Raw genomic sequence first — 14,820 nt, forward strand, 5'->3', positions numbered from 1 at the left:
GCCGTGGGGCTCGCTCAACCTCCCGTCGTGACGCCCGCGCGTTCGTTCCTCACGCTCGGGGTACGAGATGGAACTGCGGCTTCGAGAGCTGCGGCACGACGACCACCCGCGGCTCGCGGCCCAGCAGCGCTGCCGCCTCGCGCAGGGCCTCCTCGACCGTCGCGGTGGTGCGGTGGCCCATTACCCGCGCCTGGTCCGGACGCCGGGCTCCGGCGACGAAGGTGGCCAGCGTCTGCTCGCGGGCGACGCCGCCCATGTAGACCATCGAGAAGGCGTGGAAGGGGTGGTAGCCCTGGTGGTGGCGGTAGAGCTCGACCCAGTGCGGGTCGGTGGCCAGCAGCTCCTCGTGCTGCTTCATGTCGGCCGGGTGCTGGCAGGTGGCGAGCACGTCGTAGACCGCCTCGTAGGGCGGGAACTCCTTGAGGTTGAACCAGCCGTCGCAGACCGCGGCCGCGATCACCACCGGCTTGTCGACCAGGGCCTTCTTGGCCCGGATGACGCTGGCGCCGATGGCCTGGGTGAGCAGGATCGGGTTGGAGCCCATGCCGGGGCCGTAGTGGAAGGTGCGCGGGACGCCGATGAGCAGCACGTCGGCCGGCTGGTGATCGGGTCCGCCCACGTCCAGGTCGGTGCGCTGCGCGGCCAGCGGCCAGGTGGCCTGCTCGACGTCGGTGATGAGGCCGGCGGCGACGCCGAGCTGGCGGTTGGCCGAGTCGAGCACCGCGTCGACCGAGAAGAACGGCTGCGGGAGCGCCTCCTCGATGCGCTGGCCGATGGCGCGCAGCTGGTCGCGGAAGTGGCTGTGCGGCGAGACCGGCACGAAGTCGTCGCGGTAGAGGCTGCGCGGGGTGTGGTGGGAGGCGATGGAGCGCCAGGTGGTGAGCCCGGTGCTGGGCATCTTGTAGCCGCCGCTGAACCCGCCGTACGGGTTGCCGGCCGCGTGGCCGATGAGGATCGAGAGGTCGGACTCCACGACGTGCCGGTTCACCGCCACCGGGTCGCCCAGGGAGGAGGTGCCGAGGTCGACGATGCCGTCGGGGTCCTCGGCGTCGTGGTTGACGACGTTCTGAGCTGGTACGCGGTGGACGGCGTCGCCGAGGTAGCCCTCGATCTCGTCGGGACGGTTCTTGCGGTGCAGCCCGATCGCGCAGACCAGCCGGACGTCCTCGGGCCGCACGCCGGCGGCGAACAGGTCGTCGAGCAGCAGCGGCAGCACCGTGCGCCGGTGGGCGGTCTCGTGGGCGCCGCCCTTGACGCGGTCGGGGAAGGCGATGGTCACCGTGGACCCGGGCCCGACCAGGCCCTTGACCGGCTCGCTGCCCAGCGGCTGGTCGAGCGCCGCACGGGTGGCGCCGACCGGGTCGGCCAGCGGCGTCGGCTCCGAGGCTTGCGCGGCGTCGACGACGACGCTCGTGTCGGGCACCTCGACGTCGATCAGGTCGTCGCCGTACTCCAGGCTCACGTGCACCGAGAAAGGCCCCCGCTCTGAGAGAGTGTCGGGATTGCAGGTTACATGCAGTGTTCGGCATGATGCACCGAGTCAGTTGACTTTATCGGGAAAGGATCGACTGGAGTGACCCGCCCCCTGCGCCGGACTCCCCTGCGCTGGACACTGCCCCTGCTGGGCGTGGTGCTGGCGGTCGTGGCCTGGTGGTTGGTCTCGCTCGTCATGACCGGCGCGAAGCAGGTGCCCTCGCCGGCGGCGACGCTGCACGCCGCCGTGGTCGGCTTCACCGAGCACGACCTGTTGCTGGACCTGCGCCTCTCGGTGCTGCGGGTGCTCATCGGGGTCGCGATCGGCTGCGCTGTGGCGGTCCCGGTGGGATTCGTGCTGGCCTGGTACCGGCCGCTGCGGCTGATGTTCGAGCCGCTGGTCAGCTTCTTCCGCGCGCTCCCGCCGATCGCGCTGATCCCACTGGTCATCGTCTACCTCGGCATCGGCGAGCAGGCCCGGCTCTCGGTGCTCAGCTACGCCGCGTTCTTCGCCGCCGTGGTCGTCATCTACGAGAGCGTCGCGGCCGTCGACGACATCTACGTCCGCGCCGGCCGGGCGATGGGGGCCTCCGGGCTCGAGCTCTTCGCCCGCATCGTCGTGCCCTACACCGTGCCCCAGGTGTTCGTGGCCGTCCGCGTGGCGCTCGGCATCGCCTGGGCGACCCTGGTGGCTGCCGAGCTCACCGTCGCCCAGCGCGGGCTCGGCACCTACATCCAGGACGCCGCGAACTTCAGCCGCAAGCCCGACCTCTTCGCGGGCATCGTGCTGATCGGCCTCAGCGCCGTGGTGATGGACCGGGTCCTGGTCGCCGTCATGCGGGTCTCGGTGCGCTGGCAGGACCGGGTGGCGCGATGACCACGATGATCGGGTTCGACGACGTCCGTCTCGGCTTCGGCGGCGTCGAGGTGCTCGACGGCGTCGGCTTCGGGGTCGGCGAGGGCGAGTTCGTCAGCGTGCTCGGCCCCAGCGGCTGCGGCAAGTCGACGCTGCTCAACATCGCGGCCGGCTTCCTGCGCCCCGACTCCGGCGAGGCCACCGTCGCGGGCGAGCCGGTCACCGGGCCCGACCACCGGCGCGGCGTGGTCTTCCAGCAGTACGCGATCTTCCCGTGGCTCACGGTGGAGAAGAACATCGGCTTCGGGCTGACGCTGCGCGCGAACCGCCGCTCGCGCGAGGAGCGACGCGCCCAGGTCGCGCGCTACGTCGAGCTGATGGGGCTGCAGGGCTTCGAGAAGTCGCTGCCCAAGACGCTCTCGGGCGGGATGCGCCAGCGCGTGGCCCTGGCGAGGGCGTACGCCACCGAGCCGCAGGTGCTGCTGATGGACGAGCCGTTCGCCGCGCTCGACGCGCAGACCCGGGAGTACCTGCAGGAGCTCCTCGTCGAGACCACGCAGACCGAGCGGCGCACCACGATGCTCATCACGCACTCGGTGGAGGAGGCGATCTTCCTCAGCCACCGCGTGGTGGTGCTCGGCAACCGGCCTACCCGGGTGCGCGAGGTCGTCGACGTGCCGGTGCCCTTCCCCCGCACGCCGGAGTCCCGGCTGCAGCCGGAGTTCCTCGCGGTGCGTCGTCACCTCGAGGACCTGATGCGTTCTGAGTCCACCACCTCAGCGAGGAGCTGAACCATGAGAAGACTGATCACCGCGCTCGTCGCCATCGTGATGGCGGTGGCCCTCGCCGCCTGTGGCGCGCTGGACGAGGGGAGCGGCGACACCAAGGGCACCGTCAAGGCCAAGAAGGGCTCGACGGTCGTCAAGGTCGGCTACCTGCACACCATCGCCGTCGACGACAAGCTCTGGCTCGGTCAGGTGGCCGGCTACTGGGCCAAGCAGGGCCTCGACCTCAAGCTCACCAAGTTCGACACCGGCATCGCCGAGGCGCAGGCGCTCAACGCCGGGAGCATCGACGTCGCGATCATGGGTGGCGTCACCTCGAACTTCCCCGCGCAGGGGCAGGGCAAGGTCTTCATGCTCAACTCGATCGAGAACGCGACCGCTCAGATCTGGGTGCAGCCGGGCTCGGAGATCACGAACGTCAAGCAGCTCAAGGGCAAGAAGGTCGTCACCACCACGGGCACCACCGCCGACATCCTGCTGCTGCGCGCGCTCACGAAGGCGGGGGTGAGCCGCAGCGACGTCACGGTGGTCAACGCCGCGATGCCCGACGCCGTTCAGGCGTTCAACTCCGGCTCGGTGGACGCCATCGTGCTGTGGGTGCCCTTCGACCTGCGGGTCAAGGAGGCCGACCCCGGCGCGAGCATGATCGCCTCGGCCGGCGACTACCCCGACGCCGCCGTCGGCGACGGCTGGGTGGCCAACAACGCCTGGTACGCCAAGCACCAGGCCACCGTGAAGAAGATCGTGGCGGGCTGGCTGCAGAGCAACGCCGCCTTCCGCAAGGACCCGTCGGGCTCGCTGCAGAAGGTGTGGAAGGTGGCCTACTCCCAGGACGCGAAGCTCTCCGACCTCCAGCACCAGGTGAAGTACCAGACCGACTACACCAACGCCGAGTGGCTGCAGCGCTACGAGAACGGCCAGGTGCTCGACGTCGTCGGCACCGCCGAGAAGGCGTTCGTGGCGCTGGGCGGGCTGCCCTCGTTCGTGGAGCCGAAGACGTTCTTCGACACCTCGCTGTTCGTCGACGTCGCGAAGCAGGCCTCGTGAGCGACCCGGCATGAGGGTCGGCTGCGTCGGCGTCGGCACCATGGGCGGGCCCATCGCCGCCGCCCTGGCCGGCGCCGGCTTCGACGTGGCGGTGCACGACCCCTCGCCGACGGCGGTCGCCCGCACCGGACTGCCCCAGGCGACGCCGGCCGAGCTGGCCGAGCGCGACGTCGTGGTGCTCTCACTGCCCACCCCCGAGGTGGTGCTCGACGTCGTCCCGGCGCTGGTGGGCACCACCGTGCTCGACACCTCCACCGTCGGCCCCGACACCTCCCTCGCCGCCGCCGAGGTGCTCGAGGGCCGCTACGCCGACTGCCCGGTGCTGGGCCGGCCGGCGGCGGTCGGCCGCTGGACGATCCCGGTGGGCGGCTCCCAGGAGCTGGTGGATCTGGCCGCCCAGGTGCTCGCCCCGGTGGCTGCGCGCGTGGTCGGCGTCGGCCCCACCGGCTCCGCGGCGACGCTGAAGGTGCTCAACAACCTGATGCTCGGCGTCGTCAACGCCGCCACCGCCGAGGTGCTGGCGCTGGCCGAGGCCTCGGGCCTGGACCCGGCCGTGTTCGTCGACACCCTGGTCGACTCCGGGGCGGCGTCGGTGAGCGGGCTGTTCCGCGAGGTGGCGCCTCGCGCCGTCCGCCGCGACTACACGCCCACCTTCTCGGTGGCCCTGCTCCACAAGGACAACGCGATCGCGCTCGACCTGGCGCGGCGTCACGGCGTCGAGCTGCCGGTGGCACAGGCGGCCCAGGAGCTCAACGGGCAGGCGCTGGCGCACGGGCGTGGCGACCTGGACTCGATCGCGGTCCTCGAGGAGCTCCTCGGGTGAGCGCCAGCGGGGAGTACATCCGACCGGTGCGGCTGGCCGACCAGGCCTACGAGGCGATCCGCCTGCGCATCGTCGACCGCCGGCTCGGCCCCGGTGAGCACCTCAGCGTGCCGGCGCTGGCCGAGGAGCTCGGACTCTCGCGCAGCCCGGTCCGCGAGGCCGTGCAGCGGCTGGTGGCCGAGGGGCTGGGCATCGAGCAGCCGCACCGCGGGGCGGTGGTGGTCGGGTTCACCGGCACGGAGCTCGCCCAGGCCTACGCCGTCCGCGAGGTGCTCGAGGGGCTCTCCGCACGGCTGGCCGCGCGTGCCGTCGCGGGCGGCGACAGCCGGCTGGTCGAGGACCTGCGGCGGCTGGTCGACCAGCACGAGGCGGCCGTGCGCAGCGGCGTCGCCGACGACGTCATCCGCGCCGACCTGCGCTTCCACGGCCGGCTGCTCCAGGGCGCCGACAACCTCTCGCTCACCAAGGCGCTGGACCCGCTGCTGAGCCGCGTCAGCGTCGCGATGCGGGCCGGCGACCTGTCCACCTGGCCGGCCAGCGCCGTGCGCGAGCACCGGCGCATCCTCACCGCCGTCACGGCGGGCGATGAGGACCTGGCCGAGGAGCGGGCCCGCGAGCACATCCGGCTGGTCCGCGACCGGTTGGTCCGGCGCCTCGCCTAACCTGCCCTGCGTGAGCGACCAGACCTGGACGGAGCCCGGGGCCTATCAGGTGGCCGATGGCGTCCACCGGGTGCCGCTGCCGCTGCCGATGGACGGCTTGCGGGCGGTCAACGTCTACGTCATCGAGACCGGCGACGGCCTGACGCTCATCGACGGTGGCTGGGCGATCCCTGAGTCCCGGCCGCTGCTGGAGCAGGCGCTGGGCGAGATCGGCTACGCGCTGCGCGACATCCGGCGGTTCCTGGTCACCCATGTGCACCGCGATCACTACACCCAGGCGGTGGCGGTACGCCGCGAGGTCGGCTCGCACGTGTCGCTGGGCATCGGCGACAAGCCGGCCCTCGACCTGGTCGCCGGCCCCCGGACCACCGACCCGTTCGAGGAGCGGTTCACCCTCGCCGGCGCCTACTCCCTCTACGGGGCGTGGCGCGACCTGGTCACCGAGCCCCCCGACCGGCGGGACTGGGAGCAGCCCGACGGCTGGCTCGAGGGAGACGTGCGCGTCGAGCTCGACGGCCGGGCCCTCGACGCCGTCGCCACCCCCGGCCACACCCAGGGCCACTACGTGTTCGCCGACCGCGAGGCCGGGCTGCTCTTCGCCGGCGACCACGTCCTGCCCACCATCACGCCCTCGATCGGCTTCGAGGCGGTCTACACGCGCCAACCGCTGCGCGACTTCCTGGCCTCGCTGGCCAAGGTGCGCGCCCTGCCGGATCTGCGGCTGCTGCCCGCCCACGGTGCGGTCACCGAGTCCTCCCACACCCGGATCGACGAGCTGGTCGGCTTCCACGACGCCCGGCTGGCCGCCTCGCTGGCCGCCGTCGCCGACGGGGCGCACACGGCGTGGGAGGCGGCGCAGCTGCTGCCGTGGACCAAGCGGGAGCGCCGGGCCAGCGAGCTCGACGCCTTCGACGCGGCCCTGGCGGCCTTCGAGACCCTGCACCACCTCGAGCTGCTCGCCCTGCGCGGCGACCTGGTACGCACCGAGCTCGACGGCACCGTCCGCTTCTCGATGCCCTGACCCAGCGGAGCGGCCGTCGCGCAGAGGGCTAGGGTGAGCCCACACGACAGGGGAGCGACGAGCGTCGCTGAGAGTGCGCCACCCGGGCGCAGACCCTTGAACCTGCTCCGGTTAGCACCGGCGAAGGGAGTCGAGATGCGACGCATCCTGCTGCTGCTCGTCCCACTGGCGGCCCTCTCGGGCTGTGCCTTCAGCGGGGGCGGTGAGGACGCCCCGAAGACGGTCACGCTGGTCACCCACGACTCGTGGGCGATGGACAAGGGCGTCATCGCCGCCTTTGAGAAGAAGACCGGCTACCGGGTGCGGACGGTGGCCAGCGGCGACGCCGGCGCGCTGGTGAACAAGCTGGTGCTCACCAAGTCCGATCCGATCGGCGACGCGGTCTACGGCATCGACAACACCTTCGCCAGCCGCGCCGTCGACGCCGGTGTGCTCGCCGACCACACCGCCTCGCTGCCGACGTCGGCCGAGGCGTTCCGGCCGAGCGGCGAGGCGGCTCAGCAGCTGACGCCGATCGACTACGGCGACGTCTGCATGAACGTCGACAACGCCTGGTACACCGCCCACCACCAGACGCCGCCGGCCACCCTCGACGACCTCACCAAGCCCGCGTACAAGGACCAGCTGGTCGTGCCGGGACCGCCGACGTCGTCGCCGGGGCTGGCGTTCCTGCTCACCACGATCGCGGCGAAGGGTGACGCCTGGCCCACGTACTGGAAGGCGCTGCTGGCCAACGGCCTGAAGGTCGACAGCGGCTGGACCGAGGCCTACGAGACCGACTTCACCGCCGGCGGCGGCAAGGGCGACCGGCCGATCGTGCTCTCCTACGCCTCCTCCATTCCCGACACCATCGCGAAGGGCGGCACGACGCCGACCACCTCCGCACTGCTGGACACCTGCTTCCGGCAGGTGGAGTACGCCGGCGTGCTCAAGGGCGCCGAGCACCCGAAGATCGCGGCCGAGCTGGTCGACTTCATGCTCACCAACGCCTTCCAGAAGCAGCTGCCCTCGCAGATGTACGTCTACCCGGCGGTCACCACCACCGCGCTCCCGACCGAGTGGGCGCGCTGGGCGAAGGTGGCGACGAAGCCGTACGCGATCCCCGCCGAGGAGATCGCTCAGGAGCGCACCACCTGGCTGCGCCAGTGGCGTGACCTGGCGACGCAGTAGCACGGCGCTGCTGGCGGCCGTCCCGGTCGCCGTGCTGGCCGTCTTCTTCGTCTACCCGGTGGTGGGCATGGTGGGCCGCGGCTTCGTCGTCGACGGCCGGTTCGCCCCCGACGACGTGCTAGCGGTGCTCGCGCGCCCTCGCACGCTGCGGGTGCTGTGGTTCACCGTCTGGTCGGCGGGGCTGGCGACGCTGGTGTGCGTGCTGGCCGGAGTCCCGCTGGCGTGGGCGCTGCACCGGTTGTCCTTCCCAGGTCGCCGGCTGCTGCGGGGCCTGGTGCTGGTGCCGTTCGTGCTGCCGACGGTGGTGGTGGGGGTGGCGTTCGGGCAGCTGCTCGCACCCGCGGGCTGGCTCGGCTTCCTGCACCTGCAGGGCACTGCGGTGGCGATCGTGCTGGCGCTGGCCTTCTTCAACGTCTCGGTCGTGGTGCGCACGGTCGGCAGCTTCTGGGAGGACCTCGACGTCCGCCGCGAGGAGGCCGCCGCTGCGCTCGGCGCCACCCCGTGGCAGGTGCTGCGGACGGTGACGCTGCCCACGCTGCTGCCCGGCGTCGTCGGCGCGGCCACGGTGGTGTTCTTGTTCTGCTCGACCTCCTTCGGGGTCGTGCTGACGATGGGCGGCCTGCGCTACGCCAACGTCGAGACCGAGATCTACCTGCTCACCACCCAGGAGCTCGACCTGCGCGGGGCCGCGGCGCTATCGGTGCTGCAGCTGCTCGTCCTCACCGCGTTGCTAGCCCTGGCCCACCTCACCGGCCGCGCCGTCCCGGTCGACCGCGTGCGGGCGCGTCCGCGGCGTCCGCGGCGCGGCGACCTCCTGGCGCTGGGCTGGTCGGCACTGGTGGTGGCCGCGCTGCTGCTGCCGATGCTGGCGCTGGTGGTCCGCTCGCTCGCCACGGCCGGCGGCGGCTGGACGCTCGAGCACTACCGCGCCCTGGGACACGTCAGTGCCGCGCTGCCGGCCTCGGCGCTCACCGGGCTGTCGAACTCCGCGCAGATCGCGCTGGTGGCCACCGCCCTGTCGATGCTGCTCGGGGTGGCCGTGGCCGGCCTGGTCACCCGTCCCGGCGGCGGTCGTTGGCGCAGCGTCCTCGACGGCGCCTTCATGCTCCCGCTGGGCGTCTCGGCGGTGACGCTCGGCTTCGGTTTCCTGGTCACCTTGGACCACCCGCCGCTGGACCTGCGCGCCTCGCCGTGGCTGGTGCCGATCGCCCAGGCCATGGTGGCGCTGCCGCTGGTGGTGCGTACGGTCGCTCCCGTGCTGCGCGCCGTCGACGACCGGCAGCGCCAGGCGGCCGCGTCGCTGGGTGCCGGACCGCTGCGGGTGCTGCTCACCGTCGACCTCGCCGTCGCCTGGCGGCCGCTGCTGGCCGCCGCCGGCTTCGCCTTCGCGGTCTCGCTCGGGGAGTTCGGTGCCACCAGCTTCGTCGTGCGCGAGACCACGCCGACGCTCCCGGTGCTGATCTACCGGCTGATCTCGCGGCCCGACGCCGGCGACGTCGGCACCGCGCTCGCCGCCTCGGTCGTGCTGGCGGTGGCCACCGCCCTGGTCATGCTCTGCGTGGAGCGGGTGCGCCCGTGACGCTGCAGGTGGTCGACCTCTCGGTCCGCTTCGGCGACACCCTCGCCGTCGACGACGTCGACCTCGAGGTGGCCGACGGCCAGGTGCTGGCCGTGCTCGGCCCCTCGGGCTGCGGCAAGTCGACCCTGCTGCGCGCGGTGGCCGGCCTCGAGCAGCCGGCGACGGGCACCGTGTCCTGGGACGGCGCCGACCTGGCCCGGGTGCCGGTGCACCGCCGCGGGTTCGCCCTGATGTTCCAGGACGGTCAGCTGTTCGCGGGGCAGTCGGTGGCCCGCAACGTCGGCTACCCGCTGCGGATCCGTCACCGGCCCCGGGCCGAGACCGCCCGCACGGTGACCGAGCTGCTGGAGCTGGTGGGCCTGCCCGGCTACGGCGACCGGCTGCCCACGACCCTGTCCGGCGGGGAGCGGCAGCGGGTCGCGCTGGCCCGGGCGCTGGCGGTGCGCCCCCGGCTGCTGCTGCTCGACGAGCCGCTCAGCTCCCTCGACGTCGGGTTGCGTGAGCGGTTGGCCGGCGACCTGCGCGAGATCCTGCGCGCGGCCGGCACCACCGCCCTCTACGTCACCCACGACCACGAGGAGGCCTTCACCGTCGCCGACACCATGGCCGTCATGCGCGCGGGCCGGCTGGTGCAGGCCGGCACGCTGGCCGACGTCTGGCGCCACCCCGCCGACGCCGACACCGCCCGGTTCCTGGGCTACGCCACCGTGCTCGACGCCGGCGCCGCGGCGCTGCTCGGCGTACCGGGCACCGTCGCGCTGCGACGCTCGGCGCTGCGCCTCGAGGACGACGGCGACCTGACCGGGGTCGTCGTGTCGACCCGTTCGACGCCCGAGCAGCAGCGGCTGGTCGTCGACCTCGACGAGGTCGGCCGGCTCGAGGCCGTGGCCGCGCGCGACCGCGCCGTCGCGGTGGGGGAGCGGGTGCGGCTGCGCCTGGACACCTCGCGGGTGGCGGTCGTCACCGGCCCCTAGAATCGCCGCGTGAAGCGGCGCGCCTGGGTACTCCTCGTGGCCAACGCCGTGGTGATGGCGGTGCTGGCCGTCGTGACGTCGCTGTCGCTGGACCTGCCGCTGCGCGACCCGGACGGCTTCTTGGGCCCGGCGTACCTGCGGCTGCCGATCCTGGTCGGTGGGGCGTTCTTCGCCGACCTGATCCCGCGGACGATCTGGCGCTCGCACTTCGACCCGCGCCAGTTCAAGCGGCAGGCGCGGCTCATCGTGCGCGAGCACTGGACCCGCGAGCGGATCCAGCTGGTGCTGATCGGGCTGCTCAGCTTCTACGCGACCTACGTCTCCTACCGGAACCTGAAGAACTTCCTGCCGTTCCTGCGGGTCAAGCCCAACGGCGACCCGATCACCTACGACAACTTCATGCTCCGCCTCGACCACCGGCTGCTGCTGGGCCACGACCCGGCCACGGTGCTGCACCACCTGCTCGGCACCGGGGTCTCGGCCTACGTCTTGTCGTGGGTGTACCTGATCTTCCTGCCGATGGTGCCGATTGCGGTCATCGCCTGGGTGGTGTGGTCGCGCAACGTCAGCTTCGGCTACTGGTTCGTGACCGCCGACTGCATGGCCTGGAGCCTGGGCACGCTCAGCTACTACCTGATCCCCACCCTGGGCCCGAACTTCCAGGCGCCCTACCTCTACAAGGACCTCCCCGACACCGGGGTCGCGTCGTTGCAGGACAGCCTGATCAGCGGCCGCCACGAGCTGAGGTTCGACCCGTTCATCAACGCGGTGCAGTCGGTGGCGGGCTTCGCGTCGCTGCACGTCGGCATCACGCTGATGATGGCCCTGGTCGCGCAGTACACGGTGCGCAACCGGCTCATCAAGATCGTGCTGTGGACCGACGTGGTACTGGTGACGATCTCGACCACCTACTTCGGCTGGCACTACATCGCCGACGACATCGCGGGCGCGTTCATCGCCGTCTTCTCCTTCTGGATCGGCGCCGTGGCCACCGGCCAGCGCTTCGACCGAAGAGGGCGCAGCTCGCATCCGACGACCACCACCTCCCGGGTGCCGGTCGACGTCGAGGACTAGGGCCCGGGGGGCTACGGGTCGGGGCGTCGGGTCGGGTCTCGGGTCGGGGTCTCCGGGGTTTTGCCGGGCACCCGGCGAATCTTGAGGCGGGTGTGACGGCTGGGGATGTCAGCGGCGCAACCCTCGCAAGTAGGACTCCGGCCTACCGAAACTCGTCGAATCGACTGATTCTGAGGCCGAATTCTCGGGGTTTTGCCGGGTGCCCGGCAAAACCCCCGCCGGGACACGCACGGCGGTTCCGTAAATAACAACCTTGTAGTTCGTCAAGCCGACACGCCGCGAAATCTGAGAACTTTTGTGAAAGGTGTTCCCAATGTGACTCGTGAGCTCTAGCGTGGCGGAAGTCCCGAGCCGTGGGGAAGCGGCTCGGGCCCCCGATCAGAGGAGCTTGACGTGCGCACGACGGCCCGCGGGTTGACCGCGACCGCAACGACGCTGGTGGTCTCCGGAGCGCTGTGCCTGGCGACCGGACTGACCGGAGGGTCCGCCGTCGCGGACCCCGGAACCGGTGACCCGAGCACCCCGTCCGCCCCGAGCCAGGCGCAGGTCGACGCGGCCAGGGCCGCCGCCGACGCGAAGGCCGGCGACGTGGCCTCGATGCGCCGCAGCCTGGTCGCCGCCAACGCGCGGCTCGACTCGGCCTCCACCCGGGCCGAGATCGCGACCGAGAAGTACGACGCCGCCCGCTGGCACCTCCAGCAGGCGCAGACCCAGCTTCACGCCGCGCAGGCCCAGGCCACCTCGGCCGAGCAGCAGGTCTCCAGCCAGCGCAGCGCGGTCGCGTCCCTGGTCAACGACAACTTCCGCGGCAGCGCGCAGCTCGACCAGCTCAGCGTCATCGTGCAGGCCAGCGGTCCGCAGAGTGTGCTGGAGCGGCTCGGGCTGCTGCAGTCGGCGACGTCGAGCATGAACGCCACCTACGACCGCTACCGGGCCGCCCTGAGCCAGGCCCGGGTGGCCCGGGCCAAGGCGAAGACCGCCGAGAAGGCCGCCGCCTCGCTGGCCAAGCAGGCTTCCGCCACCCGCGCCACTGCCGCGGCCGCACAGGCCGACGCCGAGCAGGACGCCTCGGCCCTCAGCACCCAGCGCGACCGGCTGGTCAAGCAGCTGGCCGCGGCGCGCGGGATCTCCGTGGCGCTGGCCAAGAAGCGCCAGGACGCCCTCGAGCAGGCGGCGCAGGTCAAGGCCCAGCAGGAGGCGGCCGCCGCGGCTGCCGCCCAGCAGGCGGCTCAGGAGCAGGCGGCCCAGGAGGCCGCCCAGCAGCAGGCCCAGCAGCAGGCCAGCGCCAGCCCCACGCCCTCGAGCACCCCCAGCGCGTCGAGCAGCCCCTCCAGCACCCCCTCCAGCAGCCCGTCCAGCAGCTCGTCCAGCAGTGCCTCGAGCACGCCGACGAGCAGCCCGACCAGCGACCCGACCGACGGCTCGACGCCCACGCCCGCGCCGACCGGCAACGCCGCGCAGGCGATCGCGTACGCCAAGGCCCAGATCGGCAAGCCCTACAAGTGGGCGGCCGCCGGCCCGAGCTCGTTCGACTGCTCCGGGCTGACCATGCGGGCCTGGGAGGCGGCAGGCGTCTCGCTGCCGCACTACTCCGCCGGCCAGTACGCGGCGACCACGCACATCACCCGCAGCCAGCTGCAGCCCGGCGACCTGATCTTCTGGGGCAGCAGCCCCGGCTCGATCCACCACGTCGCCATGTACCTCGGCGACGGCATGATGATCCATGCCCCCCGCACCGGCCAGGACGTGATGATCGCCAGCATCGACTACTGGATCGCGCCGAACTACTTCAGCCGCCCCTGAAGCTGCACTACCCCGGCGGGGCGGGTACGGGTGTACGCCGAGGTGGCAGCATGGCGCCATGCCAGAGACGCCAGCGTTCGACCCGGCTGCGCTGCAGCGGGTGCTCGACGGTCGCTACGCCGACATCCGTGACCTGACGCGCAAGCACCTGGTCGAGCACGCCGACCTGCTCACCGCGCAGGTCGAGCAGGACCTGCCCACGTTCCGGACCTCGGTGATGGACGCGATCCGCGAGATGGCCGCCACCGGGATGCTGGGGATGGGCTTCCCGCAGGCCTACGGCGGGGGCGGCGACATCGGCGCCTCGGTGGCTGGCTTCGAGACGATGGCCATGGGCGACCTCTCCGCGCTGGTCAAGGTGGGCGTGCAGTACGGCCTGTTCGGCGGCGCGATCCTCCACCTCGGCACCCAGACCCACCACGAGCGGTACCTGGCCGACCTCATCGCCGGCGACCTGCTCGGCTGCTTCGCGATGACCGAGTACGGGCACGGCTCGAACGTCCAGCACCTCGGCACGGTCGCGGTCTACGACCACGAGTCCGGCGACTTCGTGCTCACCACGCCCGACGAGATGTCGCGCAAGGACTACATCGGGGGCGCGGCGAAGGACGCGACGCTCGCCGCCGTGTTCGCCCAGCTGGAGATCGACGGCCGCTCGGAGGGCGTGCACTGCTTCGTGGTGCCGATCCGCGACGAGGACGGCGACCCGCTGCCCGGCGTCCGCACCGGCGACGACGGCCACAAGATGGGGCTCAAGGGCGTCGACAACGGCCGGCTGTGGTTCGACGGCGTGCGCGTGCCGCGGGAGAACCTGCTCAACCGCTACGCCGACGTCACCGAGGACGGCGAGTACGTCTCCTCCATCGAGAACCCTTCGCGCCGCTTCTTCACCACTCTGGGGACCTTGGTGCAGGGCCGGGTCTGCGTCGGTGGCGGCGGGATCAACGCGGCCAAGGTCGCGCTCGTCATCGCCACGAAGTACGCGCTGCTGCGCCGCCAGTTCGGTGAGCCGGACAACGACGAGGAGCTGCTGCTCGACTACGGCCTGCACCAGCGACGGCTCTTCCCGCGCATCGCCCGCACCTACGCGCTGCACTTCGCCCAGGAGGTGCTGGCGAACGAGCTGCACGAGATCTTCTCCGCCGCCGGCGGCCAGGAGGAGGCCCCCGACGACTCCGGGGAGGCCGAGAAGCGCCGCCGCGCGCTGGAGTCGCGCGCCGCCGGGACCAAGGCGCTGGGCACCTGGCTGGCCACCGACGTCATCCAGGAGAGCCGCGAGGCCTGCGGCGGTGCCGGCTACCTCGCCGAGAACCGCTTCGCCGCGCTCAAGGCCGACACCGACGTCTTCACCACCTTCGAGGGCGACAACCACGTCCTGCTGCAGCTGGTGGCCAAGGGACTGCTCACCGACTACGGCTCCTCCTTCGAGGACCTCGACCAGCTCGGCATGGTCCGCTTCATCGCCGACCTGGCCGTCGAGACCGTCATCGAGCGCACCGCCGCCCACAAGCTGCTCGAGCGGGTGCGCGACCTCATCCCCGGGCTCGACGGAG

13 protein-coding genes and 1 riboswitch are annotated in these 14,820 nt (G+C 72.0%); of the genes, 12 read left to right on the top strand and 1 reads right to left on the bottom strand.

What is annotated here, in order from left to right; all coding sequences use genetic code 11:
- Positions 1-49 precede the first annotated feature (49 nt).
- Positions 50-1,462, bottom strand: a complete 1,413-nt coding sequence (locus D9V37_RS00005; RefSeq protein WP_158604330.1) for a lactate racemase domain-containing protein — start codon at positions 1,460-1,462, stop codon at positions 50-52.
- Between the two features lie 111 nt (positions 1,463-1,573).
- Here D9V37_RS00005 and D9V37_RS00010 point away from each other — a divergent pair, with 111 nt between their 5' ends.
- From D9V37_RS00010 to D9V37_RS00065, 12 genes are all read left to right on the top strand, one after another.
- Entirely contained in the window at positions 1,574-2,350 is a 777-nt protein-coding gene (locus D9V37_RS00010; RefSeq protein ID WP_121804106.1) for an ABC transporter permease, read from the top strand.
- The gene (locus D9V37_RS00015) at positions 2,347-3,120 is read left to right on the top strand and encodes an ABC transporter ATP-binding protein (protein WP_121804107.1); all 774 of its coding nucleotides are present in this window, start codon (positions 2,347-2,349) and stop codon (positions 3,118-3,120) included. Before D9V37_RS00010 ends, D9V37_RS00015 begins: the two co-directional genes overlap by 4 nt.
- Positions 3,121-3,123: 3 nt before the next feature.
- Positions 3,124-4,161, top strand: coding sequence for an ABC transporter substrate-binding protein (locus D9V37_RS00020; RefSeq protein WP_121804108.1), 1,038 nt, complete (start codon positions 3,124-3,126; stop codon positions 4,159-4,161).
- A gap of 10 nt (positions 4,162-4,171) precedes the next feature.
- Positions 4,172-4,984: an NAD(P)-dependent oxidoreductase gene (locus D9V37_RS00025; RefSeq protein WP_121804109.1), complete on the top strand. Its 813-nt coding sequence runs from the start codon at positions 4,172-4,174 to the stop codon at positions 4,982-4,984.
- Entirely contained in the window at positions 4,981-5,646 is a 666-nt protein-coding gene (locus D9V37_RS00030; RefSeq protein WP_121804110.1) for a GntR family transcriptional regulator, read from the top strand. The genes D9V37_RS00025 and D9V37_RS00030 overlap by 4 nt, the downstream gene beginning before the upstream one ends.
- Positions 5,647-5,656: 10 nt before the next feature.
- Positions 5,657-6,667: an MBL fold metallo-hydrolase gene (locus tag D9V37_RS00035; protein ID WP_232524647.1), complete on the top strand. Its 1,011-nt coding sequence runs from the start codon at positions 5,657-5,659 to the stop codon at positions 6,665-6,667.
- Between the two features lie 38 nt (positions 6,668-6,705).
- Positions 6,706-6,813, top strand: a riboswitch (TPP riboswitch).
- On the top strand, positions 6,803-7,837 hold the full coding sequence (locus D9V37_RS00040) for a thiamine ABC transporter substrate-binding protein (RefSeq protein WP_121804112.1): 1,035 nt from the start codon (positions 6,803-6,805) through the stop codon (positions 7,835-7,837). It overlaps the preceding riboswitch by 11 nt.
- Positions 7,818-9,416 carry an ABC transporter permease gene (locus D9V37_RS00045; RefSeq protein ID WP_232524648.1) on the top strand — a complete coding sequence of 533 codons (1,599 nt, stop codon included), beginning with the start codon at positions 7,818-7,820 and terminating at the stop codon, positions 9,414-9,416. The genes D9V37_RS00040 and D9V37_RS00045 overlap by 20 nt, the downstream gene beginning before the upstream one ends.
- Positions 9,413-10,390, top strand: a complete 978-nt coding sequence (locus tag D9V37_RS00050; protein WP_121804113.1) for an ABC transporter ATP-binding protein — start codon at positions 9,413-9,415, stop codon at positions 10,388-10,390. The genes D9V37_RS00045 and D9V37_RS00050 overlap by 4 nt, the downstream gene beginning before the upstream one ends.
- Positions 10,391-10,399: 9 nt before the next feature.
- Positions 10,400-11,464: a phosphatase PAP2 family protein gene (locus D9V37_RS00055; protein ID WP_232524649.1), complete on the top strand. Its 1,065-nt coding sequence runs from the start codon at positions 10,400-10,402 to the stop codon at positions 11,462-11,464.
- Positions 11,465-11,857: 393 nt separating this feature from the next.
- Complete coding sequence (locus tag D9V37_RS00060) at positions 11,858-13,267, top strand: C40 family peptidase (protein WP_121804114.1); 1,410 nt, start codon at positions 11,858-11,860, stop codon at positions 13,265-13,267.
- 58 nt (positions 13,268-13,325) lie between these two features.
- Positions 13,326-14,820: acyl-CoA dehydrogenase family protein (locus tag D9V37_RS00065; protein WP_232524650.1), on the top strand; the 1,495-nt coding region annotated here is incomplete at its 3' end.

This window comes from Nocardioides mangrovicus (assembly GCF_003674065.1).
In the GTDB taxonomy this organism is placed as follows: domain Bacteria; phylum Actinomycetota; class Actinomycetes; order Propionibacteriales; family Nocardioidaceae; genus Marmoricola; species Marmoricola mangrovicus.